This window comes from Pseudomonas sp. NKUCC02_KPG, assembly GCF_019345465.1.
In the GTDB taxonomy this organism is placed as follows: Bacteria; Pseudomonadota; Gammaproteobacteria; order Pseudomonadales; family Pseudomonadaceae; genus Aquipseudomonas.
Window position 1 is genome coordinate 91,748 of sequence record NZ_JAHKRC010000016.1, and the last position, 15,557, is coordinate 107,304.

The window sequence follows — 15,557 nt, forward strand, 5'->3', positions numbered from 1 at the left end:
CTCCTGTGCTGAAAATAAAAAATCTTCAGGCAGGGACGACGTTGGCCCAGTAGCCGAAAACACGCTGCACACGGATCGGCAGCACGTGGGTGAGCAGGTCGAGGCTGGCGTCCGGACGGTCGATGGAGAACGACCCCGACACCTGCAAGGCGGCCACCGCGGGGTTGCAGCGCACCACGCCAGGTCGATAGCGGTTGAGCTGGGCAATGACCTGGGACAGTGGCATGCGCTCGGCGATCAACAGGCCGTTGACCCAGGCATCGGCACCGGCCGACACCTGGCTGCAAGGTCCGGCGCCATGGCGGTCGAACGTCAATTGTTGACCGGCGCCAAGGTTGAAACGGTCACCCCGTGCCAGCTCGATCGAAGCACTGCCGGTCAGTACCTGCACCCGGGTGCCGTCGATCCCGGGCAGGTTCTGGCTGATGACCAGGCGTGAGCGGGCCGCTGGCAGCACCCGGCCATGGACCGTGCTCAGGCAGACGTTGGCCCCAGTGATCAGTACGCGGCCCAGGTTCAGCGTCAGGTCGGTACCGGTGCCCGTGGTTCGGGCATCGAGGGCGGTGTGGGTGTCCAGCGTCAGCTCGACCTGCCGGGCCAGGGAGAATTGCCTGCGCTCACCGGTGGCGGTGCGGTAGTCGCTGAACAGTTCCGGCAGCAGTATCCGTTCACGCACGCTGAAGCCCGTGGCCAGCGCCACCCCTAGACCGGCAAACCCCTTGAGCAGTGTGCGTCGCGATGTGGCATGGCGTGCGCGCAATAACGTGCGCGCTCCTGCGGCGGGGAGCATGCGGGTACTGTCGCGAAAATCAGCGTTCAGCCCGGTCAAGCGTTGCCAGGCCATCTCATGCTGCGCAGATTGCGTGCGCCAGTGCTGGCAGGCCTGACGTTCGGCTTCGGTGCTGACGCCCGATTGCACGATAACCATCCACTGCAGGGCCTGCTCGACCACATCATGGTCCAGGCGCTGGGCATTGCAGGGTTCAAACCGGTTCACCCGGCGTACACCGCGCTGTAACAGTGACGATAGGCCTTGAGCATGGCTTTTTGCACGACGTTGACTGTCAGGTCCATGTGCGTGGCAATTTGCGGGTAGGTCAGGCCGTCCAGTTGCGAGAGCAAGAAGATTTCCCGCACCCGGGTGCCCAGGCCATCGAGGACCTGGCCGACAGCGTCAAGGGCTTCGAGCACCAGCAGGCGTGACTCAGGGGAGGGCACATGCTCTGGTTCAAGGGCTGCCAGCGACTCCATGTACGCCCGCTCCAGTGCCTGGCGGCGAAAATACTGGCCGCACAGGCGGCTGGCAATGGTGGTCAGGTACGCACGGGGCTCACGTAACACCGGTGGCGTGTCAGTGCGCAGCATCCGCAAAAAGGTGTCCTGGGCCAGATCCAGCGCCTGCTCCTGATTGCCCAGTTTGCGGCGCAACAATTGCACCACCCAGCCGTGGTGCTGAACGTAGAGCTCACCCAGGGCACAGCGTGTGGAAGAAGGGGACGTGAGCATCGATTGCAATTCCAGAGCAGACACTGACAAGGATGGCAATGATAGCGCTTCTCATTAGCGTGTGCTCGGGAATGTTGCTGGGTGTGTCGAGTGACGAGGTTTGCGATCGTGAATCCAGGTGGCGGGTTTTACGACTGCTTCGTTGCAGTGGCGCACCAAACTGGACGCAGCCTCGTTCTACTCGTCAGCGACTACAGGCGATTACTGGCGGCTTACTTGTCGGTCAGGATCTTGGGGTTGGAGTTGCCCCACACCGTGTACAGGTCCGCCAGCAGTGCACCGTTGATGTCTTCAACTTCTGCCTGGGTGATTTCGGCTTTGCCTTGATGCCCGAACAGCACCACTTCATCGCCACTCTTCACATCCGGCGCGTCGGTGACGTCGACCATCAGGGTGTTCATCGAAACCTTGCCCACCACTGGCACACGGTGCCCGTTGATCAGCACGATGCCTTTGTTGGTGAAGGCACGACGGTAGCCGTCAGAGTAACCCACGGTGATGTTGGCCAGTTTCGAGTCGCGGCCCAGGGTGTAGGTGCGGTCGTAACCGACGGTGTTGCCCTTGGGGTAGCTGTTGACCGAGGCAACGTGGGATTTGAACTGCATCACGCGCTTGTAGTCGGTGTGGGACGGCACGGTGTCACCGAACAGCGCGCCGCCAGGGCGGACCATGTCCAGGTGCGACTCGGGCACTTCAAGGGTGGCGAACGAGTTGGCCGCGTGCAGGGTGATCTTGCTGCGATCAAGCTGGGCCGTGTCGATCAACCATTGCGCCTGCTGGTTGAAGGCCTTGAGACCGGCGCGCACGTCATCGGCATCTTCGACCGCGAAGTGGGTCATGATCGCCCGCACTTCAAGGTTCGGTACTTTGGTGATGGCGACCGCATCGCGACGGCCTTCAGCCGTGGTCATTTCCACGCCGTTGCGGCTCATGCCACTGGAGTTCAGCCCCAGGTGAACCACCAGCGGACGACCGTGCTGTTCGGCGATCAGGCTGGCCTTGACGGCGAAATCGAGGTTGCCCACCAATTCTTCCATGTTGTACGGCAATGCCGCTTCCAGCTCGCTCAAAGCCGCCGTGCGCACGCGAATCAGCTGGCCCTTGAAGCCGCTTTCACGCACGACGCGTGCTTCTTCATTGCTCGCGACGCCCACACACGGCACACCCATGGCGATGATCGATGGCATCAGCAGGCCGATCCCGTGACCGTAGGCATCAGCCTTGAGCACGGCGCAGATTTTCGACTTGCCGGCGAGGGTGGTTTGCAGCACGCGAATGTTGTTTTCGAACGCGGCTTTGTTGATCTCGACCCAGGCATTGCTGTCCTGTGTGTTGACCTGGGCAACGCCGTCGACCATCGACAGGGGCGGCGCAGCAAAGGCCGGGTTTTGCAGTAAAGCCATGCCCAAAGAGAGGGCAAGAAGGGTACGGGTGAAGGGCATTTTCAGAGTTTCCATACGTTTTTTTTATGGGGCGGGGAGTGATGCGCGGCCATACTAGAATCGGCCTGCTGGAATTGTCACTCCCTCGGCCGCGGATCTGTCTGAAAGTGTCGTGTCAGGCTTATCGGCGCCACGCCAGCAGCACCACGCCCACCGTAATCAGGCTGATCCCTGCCCATTGGCGGATATCGAGCTTTTCACCCAGCAGCGTCACCCCCAGCACGGCAACAATCACCACGCTGAGCTTGTCCACGGGTGCAACCAATGAGGCCTGGCCCAGTTGCAAGGCGCGGTAGTAGCAAATCCACGACGCGCCGGTGGCAAGCCCCGACAACACCAAAAACACATAGCTGCGGGCCGATATCGAGCCCAGGGACTGATATTGGCCGGTCGCATACAGGATCAACGCCAGGCTGACCAAGACCACCACGGTCCGCAGCAACGTGGCGAAGTCGGAGTTGATCCCGGTGATGCCGATCTTCCCGAAAATGGCCGTCATGGCAGCGAACACGGCCGACAGCAGCGCCCAAAATGTCCAGCTTGAATAGAACGAAGTGCCCATAAATTTACCTGAAGGGTCAGAAACGCTGGTTGTGTGTCAGTGCATGTCGGTTTTCAGCCAGACCGAAACCCATAAACCGCTGTGGTTGAGCTTATCCGAAAACGTGAGTTCAACCCTGGCGCCGATACGCCCGGCGATGGCCTTGACGATCGAAAGCCCCAGTCCCGAGCCCGTTTCGCCGGAGCCCAGGCTGCGATAAAACGGATCGAAGATGCGGGCCTGTTCGTCGAGGGCAATGCCCGGCCCGGTGTCCTTGACATACAGGCGTACGCTGCCGTGGATCAGCTCCACGCCAAGATCGACCCTGCCCCCTGGCGGGGTGTAGCGAATGGCGTTGTCCGTGAGGTTTTTGACCAGGGTAAACAGGTCCATGTCATTGATCATGAGCTGCACATCTTCGTCGCCTTCCACCCCGATATCGAGTTGCTTGCGCTGCGCCAGGGGCAACAAGTCTTCCAGCACCCGGCGAAACACGTCATGTACTGAAACCCGGGTGCGTGGGCGTTCAGCGGTAAATTGTGCGGCGGCCAGGCTCAGCAACTGGTCGATCAGTTGCCGGCTGCGCTCAATCCCTCGGGACAAGGGTTCCAGGCGCTCGCGGGCCTGCTCCGGCATCTGGGTCGCGGCCAGTCGTTCGGCCTGCAGTGACAGAGCGGTCATGGGCGAGCGCAGTTCGTGGGCGGCGTCGGCGACAAAGCGCCGCTGGCTGTCCATGGACTGCTCCACGCGGGCGAGCAGGCGATTGATAGCCACCACAAAGGGGCGGATTTCAGTGGGTAGATGCTGCTCGTCAATGGGATGCAATGCTTGCTCGGCACGCTGATCGATTTGCGCGGCGAGGGTCGCGATGGGCCGAAACAGCTTGCGCACCAGGTCACTGACCACCAGGAGCAGCACAGGAAACAAAAACAGGAAGGGCAACACACTGCGCCAGGCACTTTCGCGGGCGTCCTTGTTGCGGGCATCGACCTCCTGGGCGACGGCAATGCGCTCGCCGTTGGCGGTGGTCCTGACCAGCACGCGAAAGGCTTCGCCGCCCACGTCTACCGTGGACAGGCCATCGGCCAGGGTGGTGGGCAATGGCAACGGCAGAGCGTCGTCGGTATTGCCCGGGGCTTTTTTACCATCGACCAGGTATTGAATGATTACCCGGGCCTCTTCGTCATCCCCCGCCGGGCCCAGGCCCTGAGGGTAGTGCAGGGTCATTTGCTGGCGATCGAACAGAAGGGCGATCTGATGCAGGTTTTCGTCCTGCAACTCGTGGGCTTCGTCCAGGGCCGAGAAAAAGGCAAACACGCTGGCGATCACGGCCACCAGCACAATGGTCAGTGACAGTGCCGCCGATAGCCTGAGTTGAACCGACTCCCTCAAGCGTTTTTTGAAACCATCCATCCCATTCCCCTGACGTTCTTGATGATGTGGCTGCCCAATTTTCGGCGCACGGAGTGAATCAGGAACTCGATGGCATTACTTTCGACTTCGTTGCCCCAGCCATACAGACGATCTTCAAGTTCACTGCGCGACAGAATCGCTCCCGGACGCATCAGCAATGCTTGCAGCAGGGCGAATTCGCGGCTGGAAAGGGCGACGCCGTCTTGAGTCTCGGTAGTGGCCAGTTTGGAGACCGGATCCAGGGACACCACACCGTTACTGAGCAGGGGCAGGGCGTTGCCATCCTTGCGCCGCAGAACCGCACGCATGCGCGCCAACAGTTCAGCCATGTCGAAGGGTTTGAGCAGGTAGTCGTCGGCTCCGCCGTCCAGGCCGCGCAGCCGGTCGTCGAGGCTGTCCCGGGCGGTGAGGATCAGCAAGGGCACCGGGTTGTTGCGGGCACGAATGCTGGCCAGGACTTCAAAGCCATCCTTGCCGGGCAGGCCGAGATCCAGCAGCACCATGTCGTAGCGTTGGGTTTCCAGTGCGCTCAGGGCTTTGAGGCCGTTTTTCACCCAGTCCGCTGCATAACTGGCGTCCGTGAGTGCGCCCTGGATCGCATCGCCAATCATGGGATCATCTTCGACCAGCAATATGCGCATGTGCCGCTCCGGAAAATAAAACAGGCGCGCCGGTTTTCACCGTCGCGCCTGTATTGAAGCACCTGTGCCGTGGCTTGTCCGCCCGACGCTTCAGGAATTGCCTTTCATCGAGTCAAATGCCTTGAGCAGGTTGTCCATGGCCGCCTTGCACTCGGCCGTGCTCGGGCTGTCGGCACGCAGGGCATCCAGTGCGTGGTCAATGGCCTTGTCCAGCACATGCCAGTCGCTGGCAGCCCGGGGTTTGATCCCCGCTTCGGCAGAGTCCCAGCTGGTTTCGAGGTCCTTGATACGGGTTTTCGCCCCCGACAGATCATTGTTGGCGACCCGTGCGCTGACGTCAGCGGCGATGCTGTGAAAGGGTGACAGGTCGCCCAGCTTCGAGCCCGTCGTGCTGTATGTGCTGGCGGTGGCGGCACTCAGGTCTGCCGGTTTGTCGGCAGGTTTTGAGCAACCGGCGGTGATGCTCAGCAGCAGGATTGAGGAAACGATGCCAATACGACGAATCAGGGTTTGAGGGTGGCGCATGGTGATGTCCTTGATGGAAATTTAAAGGTTCAGGCCGTAACGGCTTTGCGGTTGTTCGCATTGAACTGGGCGGCGGCCACCAGCAGCACAATCACGCACAGGAACAGGGCGCTGGTCCAGGTGGCACCCATGCCCAGGCCGCCATAGGTTTTGGCCTGGGTCAGCAAGTCGCCCAGCGAAGCACCAAATGGTCGAGTGAGGATGTAGGCGATCCAGAAGCTCAGGACGGGGTTGGCACCCATGCGCCAGGCCATCAGGGTGAGGGCAATCAAGCCTGCGAAGATCACCGCGCCGAGGGTGAAACCCAGGCCCAGGGCTTCGGTTGCCAGATCACCGGCCGCCGTGCCGAGGGCGAATGTGCAGAGCACCGTGGTCCAATAGAACAACTCACGCCTGGGCGTGACAATCTCGCGGATCGACAGGCTGCGTTCGGTGCGGTACCAGGCCATGAAGTTGATCGCCAGCAACCCGGAAAAAATCGCCGTGCTGGTGTACAGACTCACCTCCAGCTTGTCGGTGAGGATGTCGGTGATTTGCGTGCCGACGATGCTCACCAGTACCACGGTCAGCCAGTAGATCCACGGGGTGTAGGCCTTGGTGCGCAGTTGGCAGAACAACGCAATTGCCAGCAGTGCGGCCATGCCGATACTGGTCCAGCCCGCGCCGAAGCCCGCGTCAACGGCCAGGTAATCGGCGCCGGTTTCGCCCACGGTCGTGGACATGATCTTGATCACCCAGAATGACAGCGTCACCTCGGGCACCTTGTTCAGCCATCGGGCTGCAGTGGCATTCATTTGCGTAACCTCTGTGATGCGCGGTCATTGGCGCAGGACAAAAGGTACGGCACGACACTTAGCTGAGACTGAGGGCGTTCAACTTTTCAGGACATGGGCCTGGCCCACAGTGGTCAGTTGCACCGCGCTGCCAATGGCTGGCGCCATCAAACCCGGGCAATGCACCGGTAACGACCGGCCCGGCTCGAGTGTGCCTGCCACCAATGTGACGCTCAGGGTGCAGGTATTGCCGCCAAAATCGCGCTCGGTGACCACCCCTCTACAGCCTGTGCCATCCGGGGATGCCGGGCTGACCTGCAGTTGTTCGGGCCTGAGCATGATCTGCGCCGTTTTGCTGCGGCCCTGATGGTTGACAGCAATCCGGCCCAGGTCGCACTCGGCCCAGCCGTTATCGATCCTGGCGGGTATGAGCACGGCTTCGCCGAGGAACAGTGCGGTCTGCTCGTCCCTGGGGTGCAGGTACAGCGCCATCGGCTGGCCGGCCTGCACCAGGCAACCCTGGCGCATCACCGCGAGCTGATCGGCAAAAGACAGGGCTTCGCCCTGATCGTGGGTCACCAGAATCGCTGTTACCCCTGCATCTGCCAGCAAGCGTGCGACCATTTTGCGCATGGCGGTACGCAACCCGGTGTCCAGGGCTGAAAACGGTTCATCCAGCAGCATCAGGCTGGGCTGTTGCGCCAGCGCACGGGCCAGCGCCACCCGTTGTTGCTGCCCGCCAGACAATTCGTGGGGCCAGCGCGTGGCCATGTTTGAGTCCAGGGCCACGCTGTCCATCAGTTCGGCGATGCGTTCATCTCTGGCGTGGCCCTTGGCAGCCAGCCCAAAGCCAATATTGGCGGCCACGTTCATATGCGGGAACAGGGCGCCATCCTGTGGCACATAACCGATCCGGCGCTGGTGGGCAGGGACGTTCCGGGTGCTGTCCAGGAGGACCTTGCCGTTGAGCGAGAGGCTGCCGGAGTCGGGTGATTCAAAACCGGCAATCATGCGCAGCAGGGTGGTCTTGCCTGAGCCGGACGGCCCGACAATGACTGTTCTGCTGCCGGAGGGCACCGCCAGAGTGATGTTGTCCAGGGCGCGCTGAGAGCCGAAGGTTTTACAGATCGCGTTGAGTTCGAGAGCGTTCATCGGCCAGCCGTGCGTTTGGATTGATGGTAAAGAAGCCCGGTCAACGGCAGTGACAGCAGGATCATGATCAGTGCATAGGGCGCTGCCGCCGCATAGTCGATTTCACTGGTCATGGCCCAGAAACCGGTCGCCAGGGTGCGAGTGCCGTTGGGCGCCAGAAGCAGGGTGGCGGTCAGCTCATTGGTAATGGCCAGAAACACCAGCGCGGCGCCTGCGGCCGCTCCCGGTGCGGCGAGACGCAGGGTGATCAGCCACAAGGCCCGGGCCGGGGAGCGGCCGAGGCTGCGGGCCATGTTCTCCAGTTCAACGGGGGCTTGAGCAATGCCTGCGCGCAGGCTCACCAGTGCCCGGGGGATAAACATCAGCAGGTAGGCGAGCAGCACGGTGAGGGTGGTTTGATAGATCGGTCTGGCGAAGTGGATGGTCACGGTCACCAGCGCCAGCGCGACCACAATGCCGGGCAATGAGCTGGTGATGTAGTTGCAGCTTTCCAGCAGGCGTTGCAGGCGTCCGGGGGCGCGAATCGACAGCCAGGCAATCGGCACCGCCGCACAGGTGGTCAGCAAGGCGCCCGCCACCCCCAGAAACAGGGTCTGCTCCAGTGCCGGGAGCAGATCGCTCCAGTGCCATACCTCCCTTCCTCCCGCGATCAGCCATTTGCCGAGGGTCAGCAACGGGACACCCAGCGCCAGCAGGCAGGTCGCGCTGCACACCCCCAGGGCAAGCAGTGTGGCGGGACGGCCCAGGGGCACGATCCGCTGTTCGCGGGCGCTGCCCGAGCCCACGCGGGCGTAGCGGGCATGCCCCCTGGCGGCAGACTCGGCGGTGAGCATCGCCAGACAGCACAGCGCCAGAACCGCCGCGAGCATATTGGCCCCCGGTCCGTTGAAGGTGGATTTGAACTGGTCGAAGATCGCGGTGGTAAAGGTATCGAAACGGATCATCGCGTACAGGCCGTATTCCGCCAGCAGATGCAGGCCCACCAGCAACGCGCCGCCGCAAATGGCCAGGCGCAATTGCGGCACCACTACGCGCCAGAACACGGTCCAGGGCTTGAGCCCCAGGGATTGGGCAACGTCTTCGATGGCGGGATCGAGTCGACGCAATGTCGCGGCGACCGGCAAGTAGAGAAAAGGGAAGTAGGCGATGACCGAGACCAGCACCCCGGCCGGTAATCCATGAATCGATGGCACCAGGCTGACCCACGCGTAGCTGTGCACAAAGGCAGGCACTGCCAGGGGTGCAACGGCCAGCAATGACCATGCGCGCCGCCCGGGCAGGTTGCTGCGCTCGGTCAGCCAGGCCAGGGCTGTGCCCAGCAGCACGCACAAGGGAAGGGTGATCAGCACCAGCAATACCGTGTTGACCAGCAGTTCGCCTACCCGTGGTCTGAACACGAGCGCTTCGATCTGCTCCCAGCCGACGTGCCAGGACACGCCGATCACAAAGGCAATCGGCAGTAATGACAGCAGCGACACCAGCACCGCCAGCCCCGTCACCCAGGTGCCGCTGCGGCTCAACAAGCGGCGGCGTGAGCGTGATGCGCAAAGGGCGGGCCCAAGGCCCGCCGGCAGGGTTTCAGGCAACAATTAGAGGAGTCCGGCCTGAGTCATGAGGGCCACGGCTTTTTTGCTGTCCAGGCGAGAGGCATCGACCTTGGGGGCGTCAAGTTGCGTCAACGGGACCAGCTTCGGGTTGGACGGGGCGTTCTGGCCCACGGCGTATTCGAACGAATTGCCCTCTTTGAGAACCGCTTGACCGTCCTTGCCGGTGATCCACTTGAGGAACGCCTGGGCCTGCTCCGGGTGCTTACTGGACGCCAGTACGCCGCCCCCGGAAATGCTGACAAAGGCGCCCGGGTCCTGGTGCTTGAAGTAATGCAGGGTGGTGTCCTTGCTGTTTTCGCCCGTCTTGGCCTGATCGACGAAGCTGTAGTAGTGGTAAATCACGCCGCTGTCGACCTGGCCCGCATTGACGGCTTTGAGCACTGCACTGTTGCCACGGTAGATGGCGGCATTGGCTTTCATCCCCTTGAGCCAGTCGAGGGTGGCGGCTTCGCCCTTGAGTTCGAGCACGGCGGCGACAATGGCCTGGAAGTCGGCCCCTGCAGGCGACGCGGCCCAGCGGCCTTTCCAGGCGGGAGCGGCGAGGTCAAGCAGGGACGCCGGCACCTCGGTTGCGGGGAGCTTGCTCGGGTTGAACACAAATACCGTGGACCTTGCAGCAATCCCCAGCCATTTACCTTGGGCCGGACGATAGGCAGAACCGACCTGTTCGAGAGTGGGGGGGGCTACTGGCGCTAGCAGTCCGGCGTTATCCACCAGAACCATGGCCGGGGAGTTTTCGGTCAGGAACACGTCAGCGGGTGAGGCGCTGCCTTCCTGGACGATCTGGTTGCCCATCTCGGTGTCGTCGCCGTTGCGCACGGTGACTTTGATCCCGGTTTGCCTGGTGAACCCCTCGACCCAGGATTTGGTCAGGCTTTCGTGCTGGGCGTTGTAGACCACAATGCCGTCGTCGGCGTTTGCTCCGGTGACGTGTCCGGCGCTGATCAATGCAGCGCTCAACAGGGCGGTTTTAAACAAAGAAGGGAAACGGCTGACCATGATGTGCAACTCCGGTTTTTATGATGTGCGCGCGGCTGACGACGAAGACAGTGCGTAATGGCTCCAGAATCAATGGGAATCATTAGCATGCTCAGGCGCGGCGAATGTAGAACCGGGAATGAGAAAAAAACGTCAAATAAATGGTTAATTGATGTGATGGGCTTTTTGCTGTGCGGCAGTCGTAAGGTCGGCTTCCACGGTTAGTCAGGCATACCGCATGTACCGGTTTTGCGACCGCAGCGCGCTCGATCGCAGCCTCGTTCTACTCGTCAGCGACTACATGCGGTACATGCGGTACATGCGAGATGGGTGCCGAATCTGTAGTCGCTGACGAGCCGTGCGAGGCTGCGATCGTTTTGGTGCGCCACTGCGACGCAGCAGTCGTAAAGTCGGCTTCCTTGGTTAATCTGGCATACCGCGTGCTCCGGTTTTGCGACCGCTACGCGCTCGATCGCAGCCTCGTTCTACTCGTCAGCGACTACATGCGGTACATGCGGGATGGGTGCCGAATCTGTAGTCGCTGACGAGCCGTGCGAGGCTGCGATCGTTTTGGTGCGCCACTGCGACGCAGCAGTCGTAAAGTCGGCTTCCTCGGTTAATCTGGCATACCGCGTGCTCCGGTTTTGCGACCGCTACGCGCTCGATCGCAGCCTCGTTCTACTCGTCAGCGACTACATGCGGTACATGCGAGATGGGTGCCGAATCTGTAGTCGCTGACGAGCCGTGCGAGGCTGCGATCGGCGTGATGCGGCACCCCGACGTAGCCGTCGTAAAGTCAGCCTCGCTCTAAACCCCTGAGCCCTGCCAGTTGCGAGCCAACATGGCGTAGATATACCGGCTGGTCCATTCGCCGTTGACCCACTGGCTTTCAATCAGGCAGCCCTCCTGTTTCCACCCCAGTTTGCTGAACAGGGTGTATGAACCGGTATTGCGGATATCGATGGACGCATACAAACGATGCAAGTCGTAGTGTTCGAAAACCACGCCAATCAACGCTGTCAGCGCTTCCGATGCGATGCCTTGCCGGTGAAACGACGGGGCGAATATGCAACCGATCTCTGCCTGTCTGGACGCCTTGCTGGCCATTCGAATCATCACTTCACCGGTCAGGATTCCTTCTGGATGCTTGACTATGGCCCAGCGCACTTCATCCCCGTCATGTTCAGCCTGGGGGTTCAAGGCGCGCTCGAAGCGCTCCCTGATGGCCTGTGGGTCAGGTTGCACCTTAAATAGGTAGCGGTAGGTTTCAGGCAGTAAGTGATAGCCCAGAAAAGCCGGGAAGTCTTGCTCCGTAAAAGGTCTGAGCAAGAGGCGGCTGGTGTAAATCTGGGGCATTTGCGGTGTGTCGGTCATCGTGTCTCCGTGAGTCTTTTTGTTGTTGTGTATCGGATTTCAATGCTTGCGGTAATACGCAGGCCCGCACGGGCGCGTGTTTACCCCAGCGTCCCGACAATATTGACGCTGACGTTCTCCGGGATTTCGTTTTGCGACAGTACGTGCAACCCCGGGCTGAATACCCGCGCATATCGCGCCAGCAGCGGACGCAGTTGCGGCATGACCGTCAGCACCGGCGGATGACCGTCCTTGCGCAGTTTTTCCTTGACCACCGGCATGGCGTTTTGCAGTTGGTTGAGCAGATTCGGCTCCACGGGAATGTTGTCCAGGCTCACCGGGCCCGCTTGCTGAGCAATGCTCAAGGCTCCCAGCAGGGTGTTTTCCAGGGCATTGTCGAGCACGAACACACTGACTTCATCCCGTCGCCCGGTAATGCTCGAGACGATGTTGCGGCGCAAGGCATAGCGCACGTCGGACGCCAGCAGGACAGGGTCTTTGGTGCTTTCGCTGCTTTCCACCAGTGCCGTGGCCACGGTGACGATGTCGCGCAACGAGATGTTCTCCACCAGCAACTGGCGGTACACCCGGTGCTGCTGGGTATAGGACAGCTGGCCCTTGAGGTTCTCGGTCAGTTTGGGCGCCAGTTCGGTCAGGCGTTGCATCAGGTTGTCGACGTCGTCGTGTTTGAAGATGTCCGCCAGGTTGTCGCGGATCACCTTGTTCAGGTGCGTGGCAATCACCCCGGCGCAGTCAACCACTTGATAACCCAGGTTCAGGGCCCGGCTCTTGTCGACCGGGTTGATCCAGACCACCGGCATTTTGTAGGCCGGGTCGATGCCCAGAATCCCGTCCACTTCGCCGTACAGATCGGCCGAAGGGATGGCCATCAGGTGGTCGGCATGGATTTCTGCACCTTCGATCTGCTCGCCGTTGATATGGATGGAGTAGTGCGCCGCCTTGAGTCGCAGGCTGTCGCGGATCTGGATTTCGGGCAGCAGGAAACCCAGGTTTTCCGAGAGGGTCTGGCGCAAACCGCGCACGCGCTGGGTCAGGGGCGCGCCCGCTGCTTCATTGACCAGCCCCACCAGCTTGTAGCCCAGGGACACTGAAAGCCGCTCCACGTGGGGGATGTCATCCCACGCCAGGCTCTGGCTGCGCTCGTTTTGCATGGCGGCGCTGAGTGCGCTGACCGCTTCAAGCTCAACAGCCTCGGCCGGAGGCTGAAAGCGTGACACGCTCCAGGCCACACCACCGACAATCGCGGCAAAACCCAGGAACGCGATGTGCGGCATGCCGGGCACCAGGCCCAGTACCAGCAGGATCCCGGCCACGGTGTAGAGCAAGGCTGGCGAGGCCAGCAACTGGCGGCGCACCTGGGTGGTGATTTCGGCAGATTCGTTGATCCGCGTCACGATCAAGGCGGCGGCGGTGGACAGCAACAGCGCTGGGATCTGGGCCACCAGGCCGTCACCGATGGTCAGCAGGGCAAATTGCTTGAAGGCCAGCCCGGCGGGCAAGTCGTACACAAACAGGCCGATGGCGAAACCACCAAACAGGTTAATGATCAGGATCAGGATCCCGGCAATTGCATCGCCGCGCACAAATTTCGATGCACCGTCCATGGCGCCGTAAAAGTCGGCTTCCTTGGAGATGGTCTGGCGTCGTTGCTTGGCCTGGTCCTGGGTGATCAGCCCGGCATTGAGGTCGGCATCGATGGCCATCTGTTTGCCGGGCAGAGCATCCAGGGTGAAGCGCGCCGTCACCTCGGAAATCCGCTCGCCGCCCTTGGTGACGACCATGAAGTTGATGATCATCAGGATCACGAACACGATCATCCCGACGATAAAGTTGCCGCCGATCACCACTTCACCGAACGATTCGATGACCTTGCCCGCAGCCCCCGTGCCGTTATGGCCTTCGAGCAGCACGATACGGGTCGAGGCCACGTTCAGCGTCAGGCGCAGCAGGGTGGTGATCAGGATCACCGTGGGGAACAGGGAAAAATCCAGCGGGCTTTTGGACGACACGCTGACCATCAGCACCAGCACGGCCATGGCGATGTTGAAGGTGAACAGGATATCCAGCAGCAACGGCGGCAAGGGCAGGATGATCATCGCCAGGATCGACAGAATCACCAGCGGGATCCCGATGCGGCCACTGCGCAGCGTCGGGAGGAGGTTGTGCAATACGTTCATGTTTATGCCTTGTTCGCCATGCTTTCGGGTATCGGTAGGTTGTCCGGCAACTGCGGTTTGGCCCGCATTCCGCTCTTGTATGCCTTGAGTTGCAGGATGTAGGTCAGCACATGGGCGACGGCGGCATACAGCGGCGCCGGGATCTGCTGGTTGACCTGGGTGGTGAAGTAAATGGCCCGGGCCAGGGGCGGTATTTCAAGCACTTCGAGTTTGTGGGCGGTGGCCATTTTGCGGATATACAGGGCCATGTCATCGACGCCCTTGGCGATCACGAAGGGCGCCTGGGCCTTGTTGGTGTCGTACTTGATGGCCACGGCGTAATGCTGCGGGTTGACGATCACGGCATCGGCGTCCTGGATCACCTTGCTGATCTGGCGCTGGGAAATCTGGCGCTGGATCTGCTTGATCCGGGCCTTGACCTCGGGGCGGCCTTCCTGGTTCTTGTGTTCTTCCTTGCGCTCCTGTTTGGTCATGCGCAGTTTTTTCAGGAAGAAGTAGCGCTGGATCGGAATGTCGATGGCTGCAAACACCACAAATATGCCCATCAGCGCGATCAGGATGTTGAACGTCATGTTGAACGCCGTACCGATGGCCGTGGGCAGGCTGGTGCGCTGCAAGGCGATCAGTTGGGGGACGGCGTCGCTGATCAACAGCCAGGCCACACCGATCAGCACGGCAATTTTGGCCATCGACTTGAGCAGTTCGACCCAGTTCTGTTTCGAGACGATGCGCCCCAGGCCCGTGATCGGGTTGAGCTTGCTGAATTTCGGATAGAAATTCTTGGCCACGAACACCCAGCCCCCCGGGATCAGTGAAAACACCACCACCAGTACGCTGGTGAGCAGCAGGGGGGCGAGTATCTTCACGAACAGGGCCATGTTGTGGCTCAGAATCAGGCCCAGGTCCTCCTGGGTGATTTCACTGGAGTTGAAGTTCAGGAACGAGATCCGGAAGCTTTCTTCAAGCCCGTGGTAGTAGCTGGAAAACACCATCTTGAGGATCAGCAGGGTGGCAATCAGCGACACGGTGGTGGACAGGTCCTTGGAGCGGGTGACCTGACCGTCATCTCGGCTTTTGCGCAGCTTCTGGGGCGTGGCGTCTTCGGTTTTTTCCTGGGCGCTGTTGTTAGACATCCGACCCTCCTTCGAGCATGGCACCGATGTTGTCCAGCAGGTCGCGGGTCAGGTGCAGGTAGTTTTCCGGCAGGTTGGGCAAGGTCAGGTAGATGCACAGCAAGCCCACCAGAATGGTGATCGGGAACCCCAGGGAAAACAGGTTCATCGAGGGTGAGATACGGTTGAGCAGACCAAAGCAGAACTGCACCAGCACCACGCAGAACACCATCGGCAGGGTCAGCAGCACGGCGGCGCTGAATACCCAGGCCACGGCCTGGATGAACACGGTGTAGCTCTGGTAGTTGCCAGAGCT

General features: G+C 61.1%; 14 protein-coding genes and 1 pseudogene. All 15 read right to left on the reverse strand.

Annotated features, from left to right (window positions below; translation table 11 throughout):
- Positions 1-25 precede the first annotated feature (25 nt).
- Positions 26-997 carry a DUF4880 domain-containing protein gene (locus KO536_RS20070; protein ID WP_219262739.1) on the reverse strand — a complete coding sequence of 324 codons (972 nt, stop codon included), beginning with the start codon at positions 995-997 and terminating at the stop codon, positions 26-28.
- Positions 994-1,506, reverse strand: a complete 513-nt coding sequence (locus tag KO536_RS20075) for a sigma-70 family RNA polymerase sigma factor (RefSeq protein ID WP_219262740.1) — start codon at positions 1,504-1,506, stop codon at positions 994-996. Before KO536_RS20075 ends, KO536_RS20070 begins: the two co-directional genes overlap by 4 nt.
- Positions 1,507-1,718: 212 nt before the next feature.
- A complete protein-coding gene (alr, locus tag KO536_RS20080; RefSeq protein WP_219262741.1) occupies positions 1,719-2,948 on the reverse strand; it encodes an alanine racemase in 1,230 nt (409 codons plus the stop codon).
- Between the two features lie 121 nt (positions 2,949-3,069).
- Positions 3,070-3,510 carry an EamA family transporter gene (locus tag KO536_RS20085; RefSeq protein ID WP_133079246.1) on the reverse strand — a complete coding sequence of 147 codons (441 nt, stop codon included), beginning with the start codon at positions 3,508-3,510 and terminating at the stop codon, positions 3,070-3,072.
- A 36-nt stretch (positions 3,511-3,546) separates the two neighbouring features.
- On the reverse strand, positions 3,547-4,902 hold the full coding sequence (locus KO536_RS20090; protein WP_219262742.1) for an ATP-binding protein: 1,356 nt from the start codon (positions 4,900-4,902) through the stop codon (positions 3,547-3,549).
- Positions 4,878-5,543 carry a response regulator transcription factor gene (locus tag KO536_RS20095; protein ID WP_219262743.1) on the reverse strand — a complete coding sequence of 222 codons (666 nt, stop codon included), beginning with the start codon at positions 5,541-5,543 and terminating at the stop codon, positions 4,878-4,880. Before KO536_RS20095 ends, KO536_RS20090 begins: the two co-directional genes overlap by 25 nt.
- Before the next feature lie 90 nt (positions 5,544-5,633).
- Entirely contained in the window at positions 5,634-6,068 is a 435-nt protein-coding gene (locus tag KO536_RS20100; protein ID WP_219262744.1) for a hypothetical protein, read from the reverse strand.
- Positions 6,069-6,097: 29 nt separating this feature from the next.
- Positions 6,098-6,862, reverse strand: coding sequence for a hypothetical protein (locus KO536_RS20105; RefSeq protein WP_219262745.1), 765 nt, complete (start codon positions 6,860-6,862; stop codon positions 6,098-6,100).
- Between the two features lie 78 nt (positions 6,863-6,940).
- Positions 6,941-7,993, reverse strand: coding sequence for an ABC transporter ATP-binding protein (locus tag KO536_RS20110; protein ID WP_219262746.1), 1,053 nt, complete (start codon positions 7,991-7,993; stop codon positions 6,941-6,943).
- Positions 7,990-9,582 carry an ABC transporter permease gene (locus KO536_RS20115; RefSeq protein ID WP_374105716.1) on the reverse strand — a complete coding sequence of 531 codons (1,593 nt, stop codon included), beginning with the start codon at positions 9,580-9,582 and terminating at the stop codon, positions 7,990-7,992. Before KO536_RS20115 ends, KO536_RS20110 begins: the two co-directional genes overlap by 4 nt.
- Positions 9,583-10,599: an iron ABC transporter substrate-binding protein gene (locus KO536_RS20120; protein WP_219262747.1), complete on the reverse strand. Its 1,017-nt coding sequence runs from the start codon at positions 10,597-10,599 to the stop codon at positions 9,583-9,585.
- Between the two features lie 786 nt (positions 10,600-11,385).
- Positions 11,386-11,952, reverse strand: coding sequence for a GNAT family N-acetyltransferase (locus KO536_RS20125; protein ID WP_219262748.1), 567 nt, complete (start codon positions 11,950-11,952; stop codon positions 11,386-11,388).
- A gap of 80 nt (positions 11,953-12,032) precedes the next feature.
- Positions 12,033-14,129, reverse strand: a complete 2,097-nt coding sequence (locus tag KO536_RS20130; protein ID WP_133079254.1) for a flagellar biosynthesis protein FlhA — start codon at positions 14,127-14,129, stop codon at positions 12,033-12,035.
- 2 nt (positions 14,130-14,131) lie between these two features.
- Positions 14,132-15,262 (reverse strand): flagellar biosynthesis protein FlhB, encoded by a 1,131-nt coding sequence (gene flhB, locus KO536_RS20135; RefSeq protein WP_219262749.1) that lies wholly within the window; start codon positions 15,260-15,262, stop codon positions 14,132-14,134.
- A pseudogene (locus KO536_RS20140) lies at positions 15,255-15,545 on the reverse strand (flagellar biosynthetic protein FliR); the annotation flags it as partial. The gene flhB and the pseudogene KO536_RS20140, both read right to left, overlap by 8 nt.
- Between the last annotated feature and the right edge of the window lie 12 nt (positions 15,546-15,557).